The organism is Enterococcus pallens ATCC BAA-351 (genome assembly GCF_000407485.1).
GTDB classification, from domain to species: domain Bacteria; phylum Bacillota; class Bacilli; order Lactobacillales; family Enterococcaceae; genus Enterococcus_A; species Enterococcus_A pallens.
Genome location: NZ_ASWD01000001.1, coordinates 1097296 through 1119063, shown reverse-complemented (window position 1 = coordinate 1119063; position 21768 = coordinate 1097296). Strand labels below are relative to the sequence as shown.

Here is a 21768-nt window from a genome sequence, read left to right as displayed (position 1 = left end):
AGAACCACTTCAAAAAATCATTTATTTATTTCAGTAACAGGTACATTCTTTTTAATTGAAATAATTTGTTCAATTTTTTCACTAAAGAAGTTGATTAATGGTCCAGTAAAAAATGCAGTCAAAACCGTACCAATACCTATCGGAGCTCCTAATAGAAATCCGACTGTTACACATCCTAAATCGGTTAAAACTCTTATTTCCCGATATTTTAATTTGGTCTTGCTCTGTTCTTCAATAATCTTTGCCGCAGCATCATATGGGGAAATCCCTAAGTCAGCTCGCATGTAAATCGCTACTCCTAACGTGCAGCAAAGTAAGCCGATGCACATTGCAAATATTCGAAAATACATATTAAGCGGCAGCAAAGTAAGCAGAGATAGGACAAAGTCCGACAAATAGCCGACTAAGAAAATTCCCAGTGCTGTTCCTAAATGAATAGACCGCTTGCTAAAACGCAGCATGAAAAGTAAAAATATTAGGTTCATTATCATTTGAATGGTGCCAAAAGGCAAGGATAAAGACTGAACAATACCGATATTCATTGTTACAAATGGATCTGTTCCAAAGCTGCTGAAGCGCATCCAGGCAATCCCCACCGAAATAATCATCACACCAGTTATCGTTGTAAAAGTCCGATTAACTAAATTATGCTTCATTAGGAAGATTACTGTAAAGCTGGGCCTCAGCTTTACTTTCCCTTTCATTATGAATATCTGAAACCTGTTTAGACAGATCAATCAGTCGGCTTCCTTTTAGCTTGTAGAATTTGTGATATACAATATAACTGATGATCACAAACACAATCGGGATGATACAAGTCAATATCCGAATACCCCAAATCGCTGTAGCCGATTGTGCTACATTCGGAACATATCCAACAATCGATAGCCCAACCCCAGTAAGTAAACCAGCAACTGCTTGTGCAGATTTCATTAAAAAGGTTTGTGCAGAGCAAATAATACTTTCATTTCGAGTGCCAAATTTAATTTCACCATAATCAATACAATCTGCAATGGAAACAGTCGTTACTCCCAATGAAAGGCCTGAACCAAATTTCAAAATCAAACCAGAAGCCATCGTTAAAACTACATTTGTTGGTGCAATAAAGCCCGACACCAGTAAAAGAGTCAAGCCAGCAACGGGTAAAGCACAGGCAAGAATATACGTCTTCTCTCTGCTGATTTTTTGACTAATTTTAGGAAAAAACATCAATCCCAACATCTCTGCAAAAATTGTAAAGAAGAATAGTGAGAATAAGCGTTCACTACCCGCTACATATTTAAAATAATAAATCATGAAGCCATTTAAAATCTGTATCGACAGATTAAAGGTTAACAGTAAACCGATAAAAGCCAATAGCTGATCATTTTTCTTAATAACATTTACCGCCATCTTTATGGTGATTTTAGGTGCATTTTTTTGATCAAGGGTAGCAGCCTCAGGTACATTAGTTACGGTAATCCCAATTAATACAATAAAAATAGCCGCAATAATCACTGCAATTGTTTGAAAACCTTGAAGCTGATTTCCACCACCTAGTTTATTCACGATTTGCAGACCAAACGTTCCCACTAACAAACCAGCCAAGCTGGCGAAAATTCTCGGAATAACTGAAACTTTTTCCCGTTCCTGCGGATCACTTGTTAGATTAGGCAGCCATGACCAATAAGGAACATCCATTATCGTATAAGTCATCCCAAATAACACATACATGATAGTAGCGTAGATATACAAGCTGTTCCCAGTTAAGCCAAACGTTGAAAAAAGTAAAACAAATACAATAGCATTTAATACCGTTCCTATTACCAGCCAAATTCGAAATTTCCCATGCTTCGTTCGAGTGTTATCAATAATCATGCCCATCACAGGATCATTAATCGCATCCCAAATTCGTGCCCCAAAAAACAAAGCGCCTACAAAAGCAGGTGTTAAGTACAAAACATCTGTAAAATAATAAGCTAAAAAAGTGCCGACAAAACAGATAATAGCGTCTTTTCCCAACGCACCTAAACCGAATGCGTATTTCTCTCTAAATGGTACTTTCATTAATCATTTCTCCCTTCAGTTCGGTATGCGCTTACCTATAAATCTATTATAGGTTGATGAAAGCGGATACCACAGAGTATAATGTGATTAAATACAGTCAGAATGTTAGGTGGAAAATAATGGAGAAAACCTTTGTAAAGACTTACGCCTTTGATACACAAAAAGATTTGCGCCTTTTGTACACGGGAAAAGCGGTTTGTGGCGCCTTGCACAGCTTTGGACCCGCAGTCAGACCTAATCATATTGTGCATATTGTAACCAACGGTAAGGGGAGTTATCATGTGGACGGACAGGTTTATCCTGTAAAAGAAGGTCAAGGATTTTTGATTTCTCCAGATAAGCGAACCTTTTATCAAGCAGATAGAGAGTCCCCCTGGAGTTACTATTGGATGGCCTTTTCTGGTGAAATGGCAACCTTCTATTTAGAAGGCTTAGGCCTAGATGCCAAGCATCCCATCTTTAAAATTGACCAGATGGAACAATTAGTCTCCATCATTGAAACTACTTTTTCTTTTGAAGACACTTCGGTTCAATCAGAGCTGATGCTTTCTTCGCTGCTTTACAAATTCCTATCTTTACTGCAACAATCACATATCAGTACCGTTGCTGTCAACAAGTCCGTTAATCCCCATGTCCAGTATGCGATTGACTACATTAAATCGAATTATGCCACTGATTTAACAGTCAAAAACTTGGCTGAAGCCTTATCCTTAAATCGAAGCTACCTTTCAACCATCTTTAAAAGTGAAATGCAGACTACCCTACAGCAATACATCACCGAGTATCGTTTAACAAGAGCTGCTGAATTATTAGGGATTAGCCAATTACGGATTGAGGATGTTTCAGAATACAGTGGGTATAAGGACCCACTAGTTTTTGCTAAAGCTTTTAAAAGAAAATTTGGCAAGACTCCCTCCCAATATCGCAAAAGTGAACAGGACCGACAAAAATTATTTGAACATTCTGCTTCCCTCGTTGACCATGAGTAATTAGCAAATAAAGACTGCTTCAATTCACCTAGTCAGATAAATTGAAGCAGCCTTTTTGTTGTTTTCGTTAGTCCTCCTGCTATTTTGACTGCAGCACAACTATTCTAGAATCAAAATCATGAGAATTCTTTCGTCCATCAATAATTTGCCCACACGACGTATCGCTAGTCACCAAACCAACATTCATTAACTCATCACCAAAATAAGTCTGTCCTGTTTGAACATTGGTATACTCAGCTGTTGGGGCTAAGCCCTTCAACTGCAAACGTGAGAAGGGGCCATTGACTTCATTTAGCATCTTATAATACCCCAAAATACTCGTTTTCTTATCTGCTGACACCACCATCCACGCACAATAATTTCCCTCGAAGGGACTAACCAATCGATAAAAATTCCCTTGATGAATGATTTTGCGATAATCCTTGATAAAACAGATTTGCTGCCTGATAATTTCCCGATCCGCTTCCGATAGCTGGTTTAAATCCAATTCGTAGCCAAAGGAGCCAAAAGCCGCTACATTCCCTCGTGTTTCCATCGATACTTCCCGGAAAGATTGCTCATTTGGTACTGCTGATACGTGTGCACCCATCGAACTCAACGGATAAACCAAAGACGTACCGTATTGAATCTTCAATCGCTCAACCGCATCTGTATCATCACTCGTCCAGCCTTGAGGAGAATAGTACAGCATTCCTGGATCAAAACGACCGCCTCCTGAAGCACAAAATTCAAACAGAATATGTGGAAAATTTGAAGTCAAGCGTTCATACAATGCATACACTCCCAGTATATAACGATGGAATAACTCTCCTTGACGTTCAGCTGGTAATTTTTCTGAGTAAGCTTCCGTAATGCACCGATTCATATCCCATTTAACATAGCTGATCTTTGCTTCTCCTAATACCTTAGCAACCATTTGATAAATTGATTCAACTACTTCTTCCCGACTAAAATCCAAAACATACTGATGGCGGCCATGAGAAACTGTGCGATCAGGTACTTTAATAATCCAGTCAGGATGTTGCCGATAAAGATCACTGTCCTCATTGACCATCTCAGGCTCAAACCACAGACCGAAGGACAAACCAATTTGATTAATTTGTTCTGCCAAGCCACTTATCCCATTAGGCAAAAGCTCCTTATTAGCAAACCAATCCCCCAAACCAGCACGCTCATGTCGACGACCACCAAACCAACCATCATCCAATACGAACAATTCTACACCATCCTCGAAAGCCGTCTTAGCAAAATCAATCAGTTTCTCCTCAGTAAAATCCATGCCAGTTGCTTCCCAATTATTAATCAGAATTGGCCGCTCCTGATCTCGCCATTGACCACGAGCCAACCGTTTGCGATACAGCCAATGATAGCTTTGGCTCATTCCATTCAAACCTTTGCTGCTATAGGTCATCACCACTTCTGGCGATTGAAAGCTTTCTCCTGGTTCCAGCACCCAATCAAAATTGAAAGGATTAATTCCCAATGAAACTCGGGCAACATTGTAAGTATCCACTTCTACCTGAGCCAGAAAATTCCCTGAATAGACTAAACTGAAGCCAATTGACTCTCCCATTTGCTCAGTACAATCAGGTCGCTTTAATGCAATAAAAGGATTTTGGTAGTGACTGGAGGACCCCCGAGTGCTCTCGATACTTTGAATTCCTGGGACCAGCTTTCTAAACTCCAAATGACGTTCTCTTCCCCAAGCACCTGAAAGCTGAAGCAGCTCATAATTGCTATCCGGCAAATCCAAGCTCATACTCATTAGTTGTTCCAGATGAAGCTTTTGCTCTCCCCGATTAATTAACTTAGCCGATCGAGCCACAACCGGCAGCTGCTCAAAAATAGTATAGCTTAGTGTAAGCTCCAAGTTTAGCAGCTCATCCAACAGTTGAATCTCTAATGTTGCTGCTTCATCCTTCTGTTCAACGTAAGTTGCTGGCAACTGCTCCAGCTCTTTTTTTCCATTAAAAACAGTATAGCCTTTCACCACAAATGACGAAATTCGACTGCCATTTTCTTGCAGAACAGTAATGGCTGGGTGACGAAAATCTGTAGATCCGTACACGGGATATTCCTGCCGCAAATGCTCTCTTGAAAAGCTAACATCCCCCTTGTTTACATACGCTGTATTCGGACGATACTCCGCCTCAATTAGATGATCAAAGGATTCTCGGTCTGTAATCTGTTTTCCATAATACAAATTTCCTAATGTCCCATCTGACAATACTTGAATGATGTAGCTTATCTCATCATTAAATAAATGAAACATTTTTCCCTCTTGATGAACTGAAATTGGCATAATATGTTCCCCCTCAAATTTGATATCATTGTAACCCCTTTCTCAGAAGTTAAGGAGTTCGATTGGTCAGTTAAAACAGTCAAAGTGTTAGGTTATTTGTTCTTTAGCCTTTCGTATAGCCAAGTTTTTCAATGTTGATGTTACTGAGATTTTTGAATATGTTGAGGAAGGAGCAGTGAACCATAAAGACCATTGATCACCTAATTATCAGCAGAGGAGAAAGTTTCTCCAATAATTTATTGATTTTCGCCTGTGTACTTTCGGTTATTCTTGTGCTGAGTATTTTTTTCCTGCTGTTTAAAATGGGGGATGACGAACGTTCCGATCTTTTAGCTTATCAAACGGCTGCTATTGTTTTGTTAGTCAATTGTGCCCTAAACAACTTTCTACTTTTTGGTTCCATTCAAAATTGGAAACTCTTCATTTGTATGAATTTCATGCTGGCCTCCCTTTTCGGTCTTTTGTTTATTAGTAAGAAGTACTATCAATTTTTGAGGTGATGAGATGGCTGAATTTGAAAAAGATTTTATGCTGAGGCAGGCTAAGGATTTAGCCAAAGGGTTAGGAAAGTTTTTAGAGCAAGAATCCATTGACGAAATTCTTCAAATGGACCAGGCCAGCAATCAGAAAGAACCATTGGATCAATTCATCGAAAGCGAATTAGAACGATTTAAAGAAGAAGAGGTTACTTCAAAAGATTCTCCTTTTCATAAAACTTAGCCGACGAAAACAGCCGTTCCTCAACAAAACAGGAACGGCTTCTTACTATTTAAAAAGACTTTTAATAGACTTTATACTCTTGGCCAGTCTGTTTCCCCGCCACGCTCTTTAAAAACGCTGTCGCTACGCGATCTGCCGGAACTGGAACAAAACCTTTAAAAGACTCTTTCAAGCGATCATAGGATTCTTCTAAAACATTTGGACTTACGCAGTTAATCCGAATGCCTCTCGTGTAATCAATTGCTGCGGCTTTAACAAAAGCAGCCACTCCGCCATTTGCCATCGCAGAAGAAGCACCTGCCGCAATCGGATCATCCTTCATCACTCCGGTAGTCAACGTGATACTTCCATTATTGCGCAAGTACTTTTGTCCAATTAACGCCAAATTAATCTGTCCCAGCAGCTTGCTTTGAACCGCCACCATATTGTCCTCTGGTGTCATCTCTTCAACCAGAACTTTTTTGGCTGCCCCTGCAGTAGAAATAATCGCATCGACATTCCCAACCTTTTTAAACATCTGCTCAATACTTTCTGGCAAAGTAATGTCCACTTGAACATCTCCGCTCGTTCTTCCTGCTGTCAAAACTTCATAATTTTCTGCTTCTAATTTCGCCACGACTGCTTTTCCAATCGTGCCATTTCCACCGACAACTAGAATTCTCATCAAAACACGTCCTTACCTTTTTTTTCAGAATACCACGAAAAGCCTATAAAACCAACATTCTACTTAGAGTAGAATGACTTTTTTGGCTTTTTTTCTCCATTGCTGCAGCTTTTTTGCTATTCTTAGAACAAGAAGTCATGAATATACTATCTTGGTAGGAGAGACAACAAATGGAAAATTTTTTAGCAAAAAAACTGAAGCGATATCGCGAACAACATGAACTTACTCAAAAACAATTAGCAAGCATTCTCTACGTTTCAGACAAAACCGTCTCGAAATGGGAACGAGGAAACGGACAGCCAGATATAGAAACGCTAAAGAAAATTGCTCAGCTATTGGAAACCACCGTGGACGATCTATTAAACGAACGAGAGCCGGTTTATTATTTTGAATACAAGAGTACACTGATGATTGGAATGCTGCCGGTTCTGCATATCGTAATTCCTAACTTTCTGGAGCTCATTCGGACATACGGTTTTAAGTACAGCTACTTTCCGATCTTGAAGAAGCTACCACGTGCAAAAGGTATTATCAGCTGCGGCTTTCTGTCTACGGGTATTTTTTCATTAGGAATTTTTAGTCGAGGGATTTTTTCAATCGGGTTGCTTTCATTAGGTGTACTGTCCTTTGGCGCTGTTTCAGGTGGATTAATCAGCTTCGGCAGTCTGTCGGTGGGAATGATTACCTTTGGAAATTTTGCTCTAGGACTCTTAGCCTTTGCAAATCTTGGAATAGGCTACTTAAGCATTGGAAACTTAGCAATCGGCCGGATCGCTATTGGCAATCAAGGAGCTGGTACCTATGCACTATCTTTGGGAAACAACCTTCACGATAAAGACATACTGGCTGCTTTGCAGCAGGTTCAGCAATTAAACATCTCTTCCATGGTAAATGACTTGCTGATTCAACCCATAATTACTTTCATGCAAACACCTTGGATAGCTATAGTTTTCGTAAGTGTAGTTATTTTGCTGAGTCTAATTACTATTGGTGGGCTGGGATTAGGCTTAATGAGAATTGTTCAACATAATCGCAATGAAAAAAGCTGGGCTTAGTAGAAGAAAGTCGTGGATGCTATTGGCCACGACTTTCTTTTATATTTGCATATTAGATACAGCTTTTACTCATAAACAATCGGATTTCCTTCGCCATCTAAAGTGAAGCGACCTTTAGTGTCGAAGCCATTGAGTTGCATAATTTGATTGAAGGCTTCTCCATCCTTGATGAAATCATTTGCGTCCATATAAGCAATATATTCCGCAAACGTCTTGGCTTTACTGTTTGCCATAATAATAAACAACAATCCGGTTGATAACCGTTGGCGATACTCTGGGTCAGCATTAACAACATCAGGCATCCAAGCTTGTGCAATATCATATTGATCTTCTGGTTCTCTTGGTGAAGCAATATCGTACATATCTCGAAATGCACTATTTACTGTCCAGTTGGTTGATCTGCCGTAGCAGAACTCATATTTTCCAAGCGCCCGCTGAATAGAGTTATCAAGAAGCCAGTTCCAATTGTATCCATAAGTGTATCGATTTGCTTGAAAAACGGACCATCCCTCTTTATAGCTCATTGTTTCATTCACATTGAAACCAGTGTGACTGCTATAGGTTCCCGCCGCTAGTCTTCCGGTCGCTAGGTGCATAGCCCAGTGCCCCCACTCATGAGATAGATTAACATTGTAAAATTCATCTTGCTGTGCTCTTGTGTAGGTATTCATTGCATCCATATGTGGAATATTAATATATGACTGACCCAGCTTTATCTCTCCAATGTTGTACGAACTGCTACTAACAAAAGTAGGATTATTAGTCCTTTTATACCTATTCTCATACAAAACTGTGATTGGCTTAAAGGTATACGTAAATCCTGATTGTAACTGTGGAAATGCATCTAACGCATTTTGTACACTATCCCGAGTCTCCATCACCATGTCATAGTAGCAATTCCAAATTTTGATTGATTGATAATTATACTCCTTGACATCTTCAACCTGAGCGTTAATGAAATAACGAGTAGAAGTGACATCAATTGTACGATTTTCTGGAATAGGCCAGCTCGTTATCGGGCGGTAAGTAATCCCCTTAGAGTTCACAATATTGCCAACTTCCGGTCGACTTAGCACATACTCAAAATAAATCCGAGTAATTTCTTCTGGCACATTTACTGTTACATTTTTGACTTCTCCGTTATCATCCGAAGTTAAATCGTTTCGCAAAACCTGTCTTTTTCCCTGTGCGTCATAATAAAGTATTCGAACTGTAGCATTTCTAATAGGTATTGCTTCTGCTTTATCCTCCGTGTAAACCATCGTTAAAAATCGATTCACTGTCAGCGGTTTATCCGCTGCTTCTGCTTTACTGCTTCCGGCAATCAAGAAAACAAAACCAAGTACCAACAAACATAACCATTTCATCCTTCTTTTCATTGTAAACTCTCCTTTATTTTTTTAGATGATCATCTATTACATCTATTATATACGAACTCACGTTCTCTTTTGTACCAAAAAAAGGACATTGTTGCACTTCACAAGGTTAGTTGGCCTTCACTAGTATTTATGACCGTCAGATAACTAACTTAATAGGTATTTGACGGTCATGAATCATTTTCGAAATTTTAGACTGTATAATGGGTTACTTTTCAGAACTTACATAAAAATCAAATTTACACCAGCGATAAAATTGGTCACTTTGAAAACACAGTAATTACTAGCAGCATGATATGGATGGATTCTTCTCCAGTAAATATTATCAATCACATCAAATTATTTAGTAAGTCATCCAAAGTAATAGTTTTCTCACCCAACTTATGCAACAATCCTTTGTACGCTTCAAAAGCAGCTAAAAATTCTGCAGGTGTTGCATTCCCTGAGAGTGGTAAAGCCAAAACATTGTAATCCCACCACTGACTTTTTTGTAATCGTTGAATAGTTATTTCGTCAAATCGATATCTTATAACCTTAGCTGGTACCCCACCAACTATTGCATAGTCAGGGACATCTTTGGTTACAACAGCATGCGAAGCAATCACTGCCCCATTTCCTATCTTGACTCCCTGCTTTATCGTTACGTCTGCACCGATCCAAACATCATGTCCAATAACGAGTGAAGGCGGACCTTGCTTTGTTGGAGCAGGTCTGAACTTCGCTTGTTCACCTAAATCTTTATAACCGTTTTTCGCTGGATAATGTCTTTCGTAAACAATATGCGAAGTAGTAAAACGATCAGTCGGATGTTGAAAGCCCATCATATTAACATTCGGAGCGATGCTGCAATAGCGGCCTATTTTACTGTAAGTTGGCAGATTCGACGTCGAATACGTATAACTTCCCATATCACAAAGCTTATTTCCTACATCAAAACTAGTATATGGCTCCAAATTGAGTGTACTTGGCACAAGTATTCGATCCCCTGGTTTGAATCGTCTTCCTGTTGTCCATCGTTCAAAAGTAACCCTAGATTCTGCGAAATAATCAAGTAGCTTTTCCGTAACTACTAGGGTTTTCAGGAATTTTCTGGGAATAAGATTCGGTTGCTCTACAAACTTCTGTACAACCTTAGTATTGTAAAAGTTACCAGTCATTACCAGCTTTCCGTTTTCAACTACTACATTAGTGATAATTGTGGAGGGGTTATTCTTCCTATCAGATATGATGAGCTTGTCCCCTTCTATCCCCCAATGATGCTCGTTGAAATTACTATTGTAACCGGAAATCATTCCAGATGAATGGAACTGAAATTGACTGGAAATCAATTGATCATTGCTGGTCATCTTAAAATATCCGTTATTGATGCGATGAAAATACTCTTTTAGCATTACACATTCCTCACTTATCCATATTGTGGGCAAGGTCTACCTACTCATATTTTTTCAGCGACTCCTGAACAATCGTCTCGCATAATTCTTCAAACCCGATACCCACTGCTTCCGCTTCTTGTGGAAGCAAGCTGTTTGGCGTCATACCTGGCAATGAATTGACTTCAATTACAAACAAATTGTTATGCCCATCAATAATGAAGTCCGTTCTGGAACATACAGATAAGCCCAACATTTTATGGGTCTTCAAAGCCAATTGTCCCATTTGTTCTGCTAAATAATCCTCTATCTTTGCAGGTACAATTTCTTCTGTCAGCCCTTTTTGATATTTGTTTTGATAATCATAAAACCCGGATTTAGGAATTAATTCAATAGCTGGCAGGACTTGTTCCCCTAACACACCCACTGAAAATTCTCGTCCAACAATTTTCTCTTCAATTAAAATCTTGGAATTATTCGAATACTTGAGTGCTTCTTCAATCGCTGTTTTTAATGCTTGTTCATCTTCAACGATTGAAACTCCAATGCTAGAACCACTATCAATAGGTTTCACTACAGCTGGAAGCTGAATAGAATCAGTCTTTTCTGCATCATACACCACCGACCAATCTGCCGTCGGAATCTCATGGAATCGCATTAATTCTTTTGCAATTAGTTTATCCATTGCCAACAGACTGCTTTGATAGTCTGATCCAGTATACTTGATTCCATAGATATCAAAAATTGCCTGAAGCTTCCCGTTTTCGCCAATACCACCATGTAGAGCGAAGAACGTAATATCAGCACCTCCGCAGATTTCTAAGACATGATCCCCGATTTCTTTATTTGGACAATCTTCAAAATTGGGAACTTTCTTAGAAACCTGATAGTCATAGTGATCCGTCTGATATTTCTCATAAGCTGAATCAAAATCCGCACAGTCTGGGAGACCTTCCAATAAATCCATCAGTAGGACTTGATGGCCTCTTGAAATTAATGCATTGGCAATTTTACTTCCTGAAGTCATTGAAACCTCACGTTCATTGCTCTTTCCACCCGCTAAAACAACAACCTTCATAGTTACTTCTCTCCTATTTCCTGATATGCAGTATCCCCTCTTGCTTGGACAATCTTATGACCAACTACTCTAGAAAATGCTTTTGCAATAGTATTTGCACTTGGTAAAAATAAAAAGTGAAACGCATCCCAAAAGCTAATTACATCACCCTCATATAATTTAGGGCCACTTCCACCCATGATATCAAACTGCTTAATCTCAAATGTTTCATGTAAATTATGAATGTTATCTAGTACGACTAAAGCATTAATCAATTTTGTAACTGAAGCAGGTGGAATTTTTTCTGTTTCATCAACACTATAAATTGACTTTGGCGGTGAATACGTATAGAAATGTGGGTCTCCTTTGGGCATAACAATGACACTACCTGACAAGGCTTTAAAAGGCCCGTTAGGTTGATAGGAGGGATCATCTTTTTTTATTTTAGCCGTATCAACTAATAATTTCATTGCTTCATAACGATCTGTCTTACCACTCTTACCTGAGGCCCCCATAACAGAGGCCAAATAAAGTTCTCCCTGACTATCTACCAATAATGCAACAGAATTTAATGTTTCATACAGTATCCCACCGGATTTCCCACCCAAAATTGTATAATGTTTTTCTAGCTCTTCATCCTGAACTGTAGCTTCAACTTCAATTTCCCTTGCATTTTTTCCTTTAATGAAGGCTTTATGCTCTTTTTTTCCCCAAATAGATAGTATTTTTTTATAGCCTGTCGCGTGTAGACCTAATAGTAATAAATCTCTTGAAGTAGAAAGATGTCCATCCTCTTTAAAACCATTGATATTCTTTAAAACGGTATTTTTCATCCCTAAGAGTTGTGTTTTCTTTCTCATCTCTTCTAAGAAAATAGCGGAGGCTGCTTCATCTGTTATCTTATTTTGAAATCTGCTCTGATTTATTTTATAATCTAATGCTGAAAATGACTCACGTATTGATAAATGCAAGCCTTTCTCATCCTGCCTTTTGGGCAATAATTGATAAAACTTATTTGCTTCGGGTTCATTCCCTTCACCATACAATTCTGTTAAGTCATATAGGGATAATCGGCGAATACTTCCAGCTCCATCTGCTCGATGAATACTGCCAGTAAAAACTAGCTGAGGGTGCCAATTATCCGTCGTCTTCAGTACACCAAAAATTGTTTCATATCCTTTTGATAGCCGCCTTAACCCCATAGATGGACTTCCTGACTTAAATCTACCATTGAAGTGAATCCCAAAAAGCCCCTTTACATATCGAGTAACTTCAACATCAAACATTACAAAATAACAATGATTGGATTTTAATACCACTCGCTGATTTACTTGAGAAGAAATGGGACTATCCATCTTCAAATTCAAAAAGCCAGAATCATCTTCTTCTACCTCAACAATTCCTGAATTTACTTTCCAGTCAAAAGTTCCTGCGGTCCACCAGGAATTTTTTAATAAATTTGGTATTAAATTTTCTGAATATGCATATTCCTGATCAACTAGTTGTTCTGAAGAATTATCCTTGTTTATCATTTTTTGCCTCCTGATTACTCTCAGCTTGTTTCTTTAAAAAATCAATGACTTCATGGAAGCCAATTCCATGTGATCCCTTAACGTAGATGAAAGAATCCTCCGTACTTTCTTCGATAACCTTTTGTGCAGCCTCTTCTTTGGTGTCGCATAAAGTTACATTTTTGACATCTAGTACTAGTTCTTTAAAGGGTTTTCCGTACATAATAATATGGTCTGGTTTTGCTTCATTGATATGGGGAATTAAACGTTTATGGTGCATAATAGTGTCCTTCCCTAAGTCCGCAATTTCTCCTAGTACCAACACTCTCTTCCCTTGATAAAATTTCTTTTTTTCAGAAAAATATTCAATCCCATTGATCATCGATTCAACAGAACTATTATGCGTATCATCGACCACCGTTACCTGGTTCGCGTTAAGCGTTAATTGTAGAGGGCGCAATATCCGTTCAAAGCTTTGGTAACTTTCAAGTAAATGAAGGTGTTCTTCTATTTGATAACCCATCACATCAATTGCCAGCAAAGAACTCATCGCATTTTGAATTTGACCGTCACTGTCAGTGGTTAGACAAAAACTGAGCTCTTTTCCACGAAAATTCACTCGTATCTTCGTTTTTTCCTTCAGCACACATTTTTCTAATAAATAGCAGTCCGCTTTTGTGTCCGTTAAACTACTAAACAAGATATTCAAACTTAATGATTCTGCCTTTTTAATGAACTTCTCCAGATATCTCTCTTCCATATCTTTATTAATAACGACATACCCATTCTCTTTTACACCATGAAACAGATGCTTCTTAACCCTTAAATTTCCCTCAATTGTGCTGAGTGCATGGGCACTTCCAAACGATGTTACTATAACAACATCTGCTTTCCATAAATAAGCATTATTTCCATATCCCCAACGATTCATAGACCCTACAGCAGCTTCAAGCAAGATATGATCATATTGATTATTGACTTCTAACGTTAAACTAAACGTTGAGTAATGGAGATTAGCATTGCCGAAATTACCAAAGGATTTACCCGAATCACTTAATAAATGATTAAGCATCAAACGTGTAGAAGATTTACCCGCACTGCCTGTTATTGCACAAAATTTACCATCGTAATTTTCAATCTGGTAACAAGCATACTCATAAGCGAAGGTGAAACTATTAGGTACGATGAATTGTGGGATTTTATCCCTCAATTGCGGAATCGGTTTGTCCGTAATAATCACCGAGATGTTTTCTTCGATCTTATATTTAGAAATCAACTCATTGCCATGAAAGTCACGTTTGCTCTTCGGAATCATCGCTCTAAAACTTTCAGCTGAAAATGCAATATATGCCACATTTTCCCATTTTTCCCGGACAACAGAGCTTTGATCACAAACAGTATGATCAACAATGATATTTTCTGCTATTTTCTCATTCAAAAAATACCCTTTAAAATTAGTTTCCAAGCATTCTTTAAACGTATGTGTATCTTTCAGTCTTATCTCAGGCTCCACAAAATCAGTACTAGGATTCATTGCTAATTCAGAGGTATGCATAAGATTTTTTCCATTAATCACTAAAGAACAGGTTAGTTGATCTTCCTTTTTGTAAAAAACGAGACAATCACTTTGATCTGTTCCCCAAAAAATACTGGCAATAACCTCTGCCTTACCATCAAAATGCGATTGCGCCTTATGAAGCTTGCCGTGGATAATATGGTTTTTATTTGCAAGAAGGGACAGCGTCTCTTCTTGCAATGCGAGAAAATACTCACCAATCTTATAATAATCATACAAATTACTTCTTTGTGGGAGCTTTTTTCTTCCTGTAGAGACTTTTCTAGAATAATCAGAAACATTCCAATATTCATGGACTCTGCGCAGCAGACCCTTTTCTCCACCGTAAACCTCAAACAATGCCACAATACAGTCTGGTGCATTTAATGACACTGCTTGATTCAGTACATCTCGCAATAAACGTACTTCACCTATCCGTCCTTGAGTAGAACGCAGCGCGCCATATTCTTTTTCAGCCTCCGCAGGAAAACGAATTTCTTGATTAGGCGAAAGCTTACCAGATTCTATATCAATCAAGAGAACTAAATAAGTTAATAAATGAATCGTTCCCCAAGGTGAAAGCCTCGTCCCACTGGGTCTTCTGCTAGTTATTTTCTCTTGGGTAAAGGTTAGCCTAGCTGGCTGAAATAACAGTTTTTCCATTTGTTTCATGCATTTTATCCGATTATTTCAAAAATGAAAGAATCGTACGCCCCTCTCGTTTTAGTCCTATGTGGTTCAGATTTACGAAAACAATGTTAGTGTCTTTCTGGTTAGCAGTGCGTTTTTATCAGCCTTTCGACTAACATATCTCTGCAGCATTTTTTCCATCGCTTCTTTGTCAAAGTCCAATTCAGTAGCTAACTCCAATAACCTTAAGGCTCGAGTTCCGCGCCCTTTCTCTCGATAACTATCGGAAAGTTCATATAAAAAAGCCACCAACTCTGCTTTAGTAAATGCTTCTTTTCTTATACGTTCAGCTTCCTCTTTTTCAAGATAGTTAGTCAAAATGAAAGAAAGCTCCGTATTCCTGTAAAAGCCAGGTTTATCCTCTGGTGGTTGCTCATACATGAGTAAATCAATCATCAACTGACAGGTTTTAATATTAAGCGTGCCACGCTGTTTTCTTACACCATAGGTTACTCGAATCAGGTGCCTAAGACTCTCGATCACTTTGGCATCCTTTATCTTGTTCCCACGCAGTACACGACAAACCATTAAAACCGCTTCTTGATTTTGCGTTCGGGCAAGTGGTATCACCATTTGTTCCACCGCTTCCCAGCCGAGCTTTTCAACACTCAGCCAATAGCTATACAAATAGAAATCTGTTCGATCGACCATTTTCAATTCTTCCAACAGTTGCTGGCTTTCCTTTTTGGTTAAGCCATTGAACACATACGTCAATACATTCTCGTCGTAGTCCGGCATTTGTTGTTCTAGCTTACCGTGCCAATTGTTTCTTCTTAACCAATGACGTTGGATTCCCCAACCCTTTTTCTTTTCAAAGTCAGCTAATTCTTCATATTCATTTTCCTGAATCGTTTGAAACAGCGTCTCTTGTTGTACAAATTGATGAAAGATTTCATCCGAACTATTTCCAGTACAAGCCACCGGATTCAACACCTGTTCGATCACTTTATTGTTCAGTAAAACACAGCCTAAAGAGGAATGTACGAGACCTTTTTCTTTTGCTCCTTTAAACAACTCCAAAAAATGGTAGGTCGTATTCTCTAACCCATCTTTGAACTTATAGGTAGTCGATTCTAAATCTCTTCGCATATCCACTAGTTCAAAATAATAGGAAAGAATCAACAGATAACTACCATATACCCGATAGAAGAACGCTGGAAAGGTTTCTTCGTAGTCTTCCCCTTCAAAATATTCCTTCATTCCCATAATCAACGGTCGAAAGTTAATCATTCTGAAATAATCTCGAATAACCGGAAAATTCTCAGAAAAGGGATAAAGAAACCATTGAGTATTCGCAACTAAATCACGGTTAAAGGTCATTTCCGCAATATTGAAATTGATAAACTTTCGAACATCACCTATATACCCCCAAAAGACAAAATCACTAAAGTTGAAGATTCGTTGGATTCTGGCGTTAAAAACCGTTACCTTGTACTCAAAAATATGAGGCATGGATCGCTGCACCATTCCCGCTGAGAAGCCAACCTTTTGCGGCTCTTCAAATAAATGTGGCTCAATCTGAAGAATTTGATGCAACGACCGATCCGTTCTCGCTTTAAGAACAAAGCAATCCTCAGGAAGAATATCTAACGCTGCTTGAAACTGCAGCGCCTGCCGCATATAATTAATCGAATTGGTTCTACCAATCGTTACTCGCGATTCTAATGGTCGCTGTTCAATGATTATTACCTCATTTTGCTCTAATTGCGCTCGTAATTCTGGAAAACGATCAAATTCCTGCTCCCAAGTACTAATAATAATCCCTGCAAGGATTCCTGATTCCCGTAATTCCAATAGCTTATTCATCGCTAAACGAAGATCTAATTCTTCGCGAACTGCACCACATACTACTGCCCAAGTTTCCATCCGCTTAATCCTTCCTACCAAAGTTTCTTTGTGATTTCTTTTTCTGATTCATTGACTTCCCAGCCATTTTCTTGGAATTTCTCTTTCTCAAATGCCTGAACGATTTCTTGGAACGCCTCACTGGTGACTTCTTTAGGAATCCACTGAGTTTTTAAATTATTGGTTTCAATGAATTTCATGGCGGCATATAAGGATTTCCCTTTGAAGTTCAAGGTTACAATGCCTCCATAAGGCAGAGCTTTCGGATGTGCCTTGTATTCACCATCACTGTTAAACACAAAATTCCCAAGGCTATAAAAGATATCTGTTTCATCAATCTTTCCCACAGCCTGAAGGGCATGGGGACCATGTCCGAGAATCAAATCAGCTCCTGCATCAGCCAAACGCTTCGCATTAGCTCTCTGATAGTTAAGAATTGGTCGGAAATCAACTCCCCAATGGGTAATAACAACGATTTTGGCATTTGGATGCTCAGCTTTGAAGGCTTTGATTTTCTCGCAAAAGTGAGTAGAGATGCACGCTGCACCCAAATTTTCACCAATAGCATAAGTATTCGTACTGCGATATTGATACCGTTTGTACCAATAGGCATTAAAGATAAAGACTTCCTGCGACCTTGTTTTCAAGCGGAAAGGTTGACTCGCTTCTTCAACCGTTTCACCCGAGCCAATATAGGCGATCTTTTTTTCCTTCAAGGATTGAACCGTTTGTTGAACACCCGCTTGCCCAAAATCGCCAATGTGGTTCGTAGCTAAGGTGACTAAATCAATGCCCTGTCTTTTCAATACAGCTGTTGTCTCTTCTTTATCTCCTCCCAATACAAATTTCTTTATTCTTTTTAACGGAGAATCTGAAGGATCATTTACTAAGACTGCTTCTAGGTTTGCGATCGTAAAATCGGCATTGTTTATCATCGATTCAACTTCTCGAAAAGAATAGTCATACCCTTCATCTATGATTGGATCCCAGCGTCCCAATCGTTTTCGATGAGCTGCATACCATTCACCCATATACGTATCGCCAACAATAGCGACGGAGACATTGGACTTAGAAAATACCTTCCCCTGATTTGCTTTATGCTTTGTTTCTTCTTGGTCATTTAATAAGCAATAAAACTGTTCATTTAGTTCAAATTCATTTTCTGCATCTAGCACTATCAACAGTTGATTTCCATCAATCAAAAAGCCATTTTTCTTATTCCAGAACAAGCCAAAATCAGCTCTTTTTTCTTGGAAAAAGGTAGAGGCTCCTTTTAACAATTCTCCTTTAAAGGACTTTTCCGTTACCGTGAAGTAATGGTGGTACTCAGAAGGAAGGGTAGAAAATGCTTGACCAATCCGTTTAATATCATTGATGGTGTAGCTTTGAGGTGCACTCTTTTTTCTTCTGCCAGAGACATTTTTGCAGCAATTCTCTGTCAGCTTATTTTCAAGAACAAATGCATCCATCGCTTTTTGTGCACTTTTCTTCACTTGTTCTCGGAACAATTTGGCTAATAATAAGGCGCAATCTGGTGCACCCGTCAGTACTTGAAGTTGAATCAAATCTGATAACAGCCACTCTTCTCCTTGCTCAAAGCCCAGACAGTTAAGATTCTTTTTTTCCCCGGCAATCGCTTCTGATACGACCACCGCATCATCCACCAACAAATTGCCCTTCTCAAGCTGCTGAAAAATCACTAATAAAATCAGTAAATTGCCTACTCCTTCATCGCCAAAGGGTTGGGCATGCCCTTCTAGTTGAATATTGTTTAAGGTGTCTATTGAATAGTTCATACGTTCTCTCCTGTTTGAAAATTTTCTAGTTGATGATGAATAAATGTTTCTAACTCCGCTGGCGTTCCCAATGCCGCGTAACTATTCTCCAGTAAAAATACCGGATGAATCGTTTTTCCTCGTTCAATCAAATAGTTATACAAAGGGGCAATATAAATCTCGCCATACTCGGCTAATAATTGATCGGACATTACTTCAAAGGCTTCAGAGAAATCCTGCCATTGGCGGAAATAATATAAGCCTACCGAGCCCCAAGAAGAAATCGGTCGTTTTTCTGCCATCTCTGTAATCCGCTTCTGGGTTCTATCAAGTTTGGCAAAGGACCAATGAGTCCCTTCTGCTTTAAACAAGGGGACACTGCCATCCGCTTGGCGAATGGCTTCTTTGGAAAGATACTCAGGCTGAATTGTAGTATCGATGTTGTAAATTAGAATATCTTCATCCTTATTTATAAGTTCCGCTGCCTGCATAACCGTGTCGGCTTGTCCATTGGTCACTTCGTCTAACTCGATAATGTCGTAGGTTTTAATTCCTAATCGCACAATTTCTTCTATTAAATACGTCGGAGAATAGCTGCCTTTTCTGACGATAAAAAGAAAGGTTTCGTCAAAAAACTGTTTTAATGAGCCTATTGCCCACGAGAACAAGCTGCGATCCCCAGCCATGATTTCATGTTTGGGCTGTGTATAGCCTTGTTTGGTAAAACGGCTGCCTCGACCAGCCATGGTAATAATGACTTTCATTAGCTGCCTCCCAAATAAGGCGTCAACAACTTCATCGCCTGCCCAAACATAATCTTCTGCCGTTCCGGATAATCCGCATGCAGCGGAATCATCGACAAGAACAACAGCCCTTCGATTAATCGAACCTGCTCAATCGGGTACCGTTTGGCAATACTCTCGTTCACCAATTCTGTAATCTCATTCTGCAGCTCTGTCTTATGAATCGTATACGAATAGACTGTTGCGGTTTCCTGTTCCAATGTAAATTGATCCGTAATAATATGATCATAAGCACCTTCAAAGCTGTGCATGATCTTCGCGATATCGTAAAATTCATCCCCATAAATATCAAAGGAACCAAACTTCCCGCGTGGATCAATCAACTTCACTAATTGATTACTTACTTCAAATAAAATATTGCTTAGACAGAAATCCCCATGAATAATCGATGCTGGCTTTTCACTAATCAGCTGATTGTCCTCTAATAAGTTAAGTAACTGTCCCATGATTTCCTTCACTGGCTGATAAGTTACTCCGTTGATGCTTGGTGCATTCTCATAAAACACTTCAAACGCCGGATCTTCCATCAATCGCTCTACCCGATCCACAGTTTTCTGGTAGTAAATATCTTTCAAATCCTGTGGGTCCAGTTGTTTATTCGCGGAGTGCTGCTTCATCTCTTGTCGCACAAACATCAGCTTGTCCATGATTTTTTCCCAATCGTTGATTTCCAAGTTGCCGTAGATATACAAGTTATGCAGAGTCTCATACGGATAATATTCCATCTCCACACAAGGCTGCTCTTTATCTAATGAGTAGTTATAAATCCTTGGCGTGAAAAACTGCAGCTCTTCCGGCATTTTGATATACCATTCGATTTCATGAATCAGCTTTTTGGTATCGTCACTTTTCTTAGTCAAAATCCCCCGTTGATCATCAATCGTAATCGAATTAAAGAACCTAGCTTGTACCAGCTTCTTGGTTTCCAAGTATTCCTTTTCATGACCCAAGTCCAACCAAGCATCAGTCGAAATCAATTCCACCGAATGATAGTTTTCATCATAATCTTTGATAGCTTCATAAAAAGACCGGCTATCGTCCCGACCATTTTTTCCCTGTTCATACTCTTCCAGCAAGACCGACATACAAGAAAGCAGAAACTCCCTGCCACTTTGGAAGCCAAACACTCCAGCTACTAGCTGGCTGCTGGGTTTGTTTTGCGACTGTTCATTTTTATTGCTAAACCGCAAGCGATTCTCTTCTCGAACCACACTGGTCCAAGGCACCGCATTGTCTCGTTCACCAATCACAAGGTAGTCTTCAGCGGAAACAACAGTCTCTTGTACGTACGTATCTCCAAAATTAATTGTTAAATGAAAATCCTCATTCACTAACGACAGAATCCGTTTCAATCCATTCCGAACCACCTGTAACAACGTCCGGCTTTCTTTACTAGTCAGGTACAGCTCATACACCGATTCCGAACGTTGCTTAAAGGGTTCTCCAACGTCTGCCTGACTTTCATCCGACAGAATAAATACATAGTCTTTTTCACGATATTTCTCTAACAAACTCTCTTCAATCGTGCCCTCCTCGAAAGGCAACATGAGAGGATAAATCGCACCAAACCGTTTTTGCATATCGGCTGAAATCTTTTTCGTATTTAAAATCATGACTGCTTCCATCGGTCATCCTCGATTCGTTGTAAAATTTCTTCTTCCGTCCATTCCAAGAATTCACTGGGACGAATGGCTCGATCATCAACATAGAAGCCTTGACCACACCACGGTTTCCCTACATGTAATTCGTCATAAGGAATTGCCCACTTCTCCAACCATTCGGTCAACACCGGCACCATGTTGGCAGTAATCAAGCCCACATTTCCTTGATACGTTCGCATTTGCCGGGCTGTATATAAAATGATCTTGTAGCCTTTTGCTTTATAAGCTTTCATCTGATCTACTACTTCTTGGATTGGTTCCAGATCAGCATATTCCTTGTTTCCCTTTTTCTCGCAAAAGGTATTATCGATATCCATTACAATGGCTTTCATCAGCTGCCTCGATTCTA

General features: G+C 39.2%; 17 protein-coding genes. 3 read left to right on the top strand and 14 right to left on the bottom strand.

The window, feature by feature from the left end; all coding sequences use genetic code 11:
* Positions 1-17 precede the first annotated feature (17 nt).
* Both I588_RS05335 and melB read right to left on the bottom strand, forming a co-directional pair.
* Positions 18-656, bottom strand: coding sequence for a YczE/YyaS/YitT family protein (locus I588_RS05335; RefSeq protein ID WP_051130088.1), 639 nt, complete (start codon positions 654-656; stop codon positions 18-20).
* Positions 646-2046, bottom strand: coding sequence for a melibiose:sodium transporter MelB (gene melB, locus I588_RS05330; protein WP_010757942.1), 1401 nt, complete (start codon positions 2044-2046; stop codon positions 646-648). The genes I588_RS05335 and melB overlap by 11 nt, the downstream gene beginning before the upstream one ends.
* 119 nt (positions 2047-2165) lie before the next feature.
* Between melB and I588_RS05325 the strand changes: the two genes are divergently transcribed.
* The gene (locus I588_RS05325) at positions 2166-3035 is read left to right on the top strand and encodes an AraC family transcriptional regulator (protein WP_010757941.1); all 870 of its coding nucleotides are present in this window, start codon (positions 2166-2168) and stop codon (positions 3033-3035) included.
* A gap of 79 nt (positions 3036-3114) precedes the next feature.
* On the opposite strand, the gene I588_RS05320 is transcribed toward I588_RS05325, so the two are convergent.
* The gene (locus tag I588_RS05320; protein ID WP_010757940.1) at positions 3115-5337 is read right to left on the bottom strand and encodes an alpha-galactosidase; all 2223 of its coding nucleotides are present in this window, start codon (positions 5335-5337) and stop codon (positions 3115-3117) included.
* 504 nt (positions 5338-5841) lie between these two features.
* On the opposite strand from I588_RS05320, the gene I588_RS05310 reads away from it, so the two are divergent.
* Positions 5842-6057, top strand: coding sequence for a hypothetical protein (locus I588_RS05310; RefSeq protein ID WP_010757939.1), 216 nt, complete (start codon positions 5842-5844; stop codon positions 6055-6057).
* Between the two features lie 61 nt (positions 6058-6118).
* Here I588_RS05310 and I588_RS05305 read toward each other — a convergent pair whose 3' ends face one another.
* A complete protein-coding gene (locus I588_RS05305; RefSeq protein WP_010757938.1) occupies positions 6119-6721 on the bottom strand; it encodes a short chain dehydrogenase in 603 nt (200 codons plus the stop codon).
* 170 nt (positions 6722-6891) lie between these two features.
* On the opposite strand from I588_RS05305, the gene I588_RS05300 reads away from it, so the two are divergent.
* Positions 6892-7776: a helix-turn-helix transcriptional regulator gene (locus I588_RS05300; protein WP_010757937.1), complete on the top strand. Its 885-nt coding sequence runs from the start codon at positions 6892-6894 to the stop codon at positions 7774-7776.
* Between the two features lie 65 nt (positions 7777-7841).
* Here the strand turns inward: I588_RS05300 and I588_RS05295 are convergent, their stop codons facing one another.
* The 10 genes from I588_RS05295 to I588_RS05250 form a co-directional block, all read right to left on the bottom strand.
* Positions 7842-9155: a hypothetical protein gene (locus tag I588_RS05295; RefSeq protein WP_010757936.1), complete on the bottom strand. Its 1314-nt coding sequence runs from the start codon at positions 9153-9155 to the stop codon at positions 7842-7844.
* Between the two features lie 326 nt (positions 9156-9481).
* Positions 9482-10543 (bottom strand): CatB-related O-acetyltransferase, encoded by a 1062-nt coding sequence (locus tag I588_RS28020; RefSeq protein WP_016250040.1) that lies wholly within the window; start codon positions 10541-10543, stop codon positions 9482-9484.
* A gap of 40 nt (positions 10544-10583) precedes the next feature.
* Positions 10584-11600: a D-alanine--D-alanine ligase family protein gene (locus tag I588_RS05285; RefSeq protein WP_016250039.1), complete on the bottom strand. Its 1017-nt coding sequence runs from the start codon at positions 11598-11600 to the stop codon at positions 10584-10586.
* A 2-nt stretch (positions 11601-11602) separates the two neighbouring features.
* Complete coding sequence (locus tag I588_RS05280) at positions 11603-13111, bottom strand: D-alanyl-D-alanine carboxypeptidase family protein (protein ID WP_010757933.1); 1509 nt, start codon at positions 13109-13111, stop codon at positions 11603-11605.
* On the bottom strand, positions 13095-15317 hold the full coding sequence (locus I588_RS05275) for a Mur ligase family protein (protein WP_010757932.1): 2223 nt from the start codon (positions 15315-15317) through the stop codon (positions 13095-13097). Before I588_RS05275 ends, I588_RS05280 begins: the two co-directional genes overlap by 17 nt.
* 72 nt (positions 15318-15389) lie before the next feature.
* Positions 15390-17201, bottom strand: coding sequence for a hypothetical protein (locus I588_RS05270; protein WP_016250038.1), 1812 nt, complete (start codon positions 17199-17201; stop codon positions 15390-15392).
* A 14-nt stretch (positions 17202-17215) separates the two neighbouring features.
* Positions 17216-18976 carry a CapA family protein gene (locus tag I588_RS05265; RefSeq protein WP_010757930.1) on the bottom strand — a complete coding sequence of 587 codons (1761 nt, stop codon included), beginning with the start codon at positions 18974-18976 and terminating at the stop codon, positions 17216-17218.
* Positions 18973-19719, bottom strand: a complete 747-nt coding sequence (locus tag I588_RS05260) for a glycosyltransferase family 2 protein (RefSeq protein ID WP_010757927.1) — start codon at positions 19717-19719, stop codon at positions 18973-18975. Before I588_RS05260 ends, I588_RS05265 begins: the two co-directional genes overlap by 4 nt.
* Positions 19719-21383: an aminoglycoside phosphotransferase family protein gene (locus tag I588_RS05255; RefSeq protein WP_010757926.1), complete on the bottom strand. Its 1665-nt coding sequence runs from the start codon at positions 21381-21383 to the stop codon at positions 19719-19721. The genes I588_RS05260 and I588_RS05255 overlap by 1 nt, the downstream gene beginning before the upstream one ends.
* Positions 21368-21751 carry an HAD family hydrolase gene (locus I588_RS05250; RefSeq protein ID WP_010757925.1) on the bottom strand — a complete coding sequence of 128 codons (384 nt, stop codon included), beginning with the start codon at positions 21749-21751 and terminating at the stop codon, positions 21368-21370. The genes I588_RS05255 and I588_RS05250 overlap by 16 nt, the downstream gene beginning before the upstream one ends.
* Between the last annotated feature and the right edge of the window lie 17 nt (positions 21752-21768).

What these genes read in the sequence shown, in the direction of transcription:
- melB (WP_010757942.1), bottom strand. Translation starts at nt 2,046, where the DNA reads ATGAAAGTACCATTTAGAGAGAAATACGCATTCGGTTTAGGTGCGTTG.
- I588_RS05265 (WP_010757930.1), bottom strand. Translation starts at nt 18,976, where the DNA reads ATGAACTATTCAATAGACACCTTAAACAATATTCAACTAGAAGGGCAT.
- I588_RS05250 (WP_010757925.1), bottom strand. Translation starts at nt 21,751, where the DNA reads ATGAAAGCCATTGTAATGGATATCGATAATACCTTTTGCGAGAAAAAG.
- I588_RS05270 (WP_016250038.1), bottom strand. Translation starts at nt 17,201, where the DNA reads ATGGAAACTTGGGCAGTAGTATGTGGTGCAGTTCGCGAAGAATTAGAT.
- I588_RS05300 (WP_010757937.1), top strand. Translation starts at nt 6,892, where the DNA reads ATGGAAAATTTTTTAGCAAAAAAACTGAAGCGATATCGCGAACAACAT.
- I588_RS05260 (WP_010757927.1), bottom strand. Translation starts at nt 19,719, where the DNA reads ATGAAAGTCATTATTACCATGGCTGGTCGAGGCAGCCGTTTTACCAAA.
- I588_RS28020 (WP_016250040.1), bottom strand. Translation starts at nt 10,543, where the DNA reads ATGCTAAAAGAGTATTTTCATCGCATCAATAACGGATATTTTAAGATG.
- I588_RS05305 (WP_010757938.1), bottom strand. Translation starts at nt 6,721, where the DNA reads ATGAGAATTCTAGTTGTCGGTGGAAATGGCACGATTGGAAAAGCAGTC.
- I588_RS05280 (WP_010757933.1), bottom strand. Translation starts at nt 13,111, where the DNA reads ATGATAAACAAGGATAATTCTTCAGAACAACTAGTTGATCAGGAATAT.
- I588_RS05285 (WP_016250039.1), bottom strand. Translation starts at nt 11,600, where the DNA reads ATGAAGGTTGTTGTTTTAGCGGGTGGAAAGAGCAATGAACGTGAGGTT.
- I588_RS05335 (WP_051130088.1), bottom strand. Translation starts at nt 656, where the DNA reads ATGAAGCATAATTTAGTTAATCGGACTTTTACAACGATAACTGGTGTG.
- I588_RS05310 (WP_010757939.1), top strand. Translation starts at nt 5,842, where the DNA reads ATGGCTGAATTTGAAAAAGATTTTATGCTGAGGCAGGCTAAGGATTTA.
- I588_RS05255 (WP_010757926.1), bottom strand. Translation starts at nt 21,383, where the DNA reads ATGGAAGCAGTCATGATTTTAAATACGAAAAAGATTTCAGCCGATATG.
- I588_RS05295 (WP_010757936.1), bottom strand. Translation starts at nt 9,155, where the DNA reads ATGAAAAGAAGGATGAAATGGTTATGTTTGTTGGTACTTGGTTTTGTT.
- I588_RS05320 (WP_010757940.1), bottom strand. Translation starts at nt 5,337, where the DNA reads ATGCCAATTTCAGTTCATCAAGAGGGAAAAATGTTTCATTTATTTAAT.
- I588_RS05325 (WP_010757941.1), top strand. Translation starts at nt 2,166, where the DNA reads ATGGAGAAAACCTTTGTAAAGACTTACGCCTTTGATACACAAAAAGAT.
- I588_RS05275 (WP_010757932.1), bottom strand. Translation starts at nt 15,317, where the DNA reads ATGAAACAAATGGAAAAACTGTTATTTCAGCCAGCTAGGCTAACCTTT.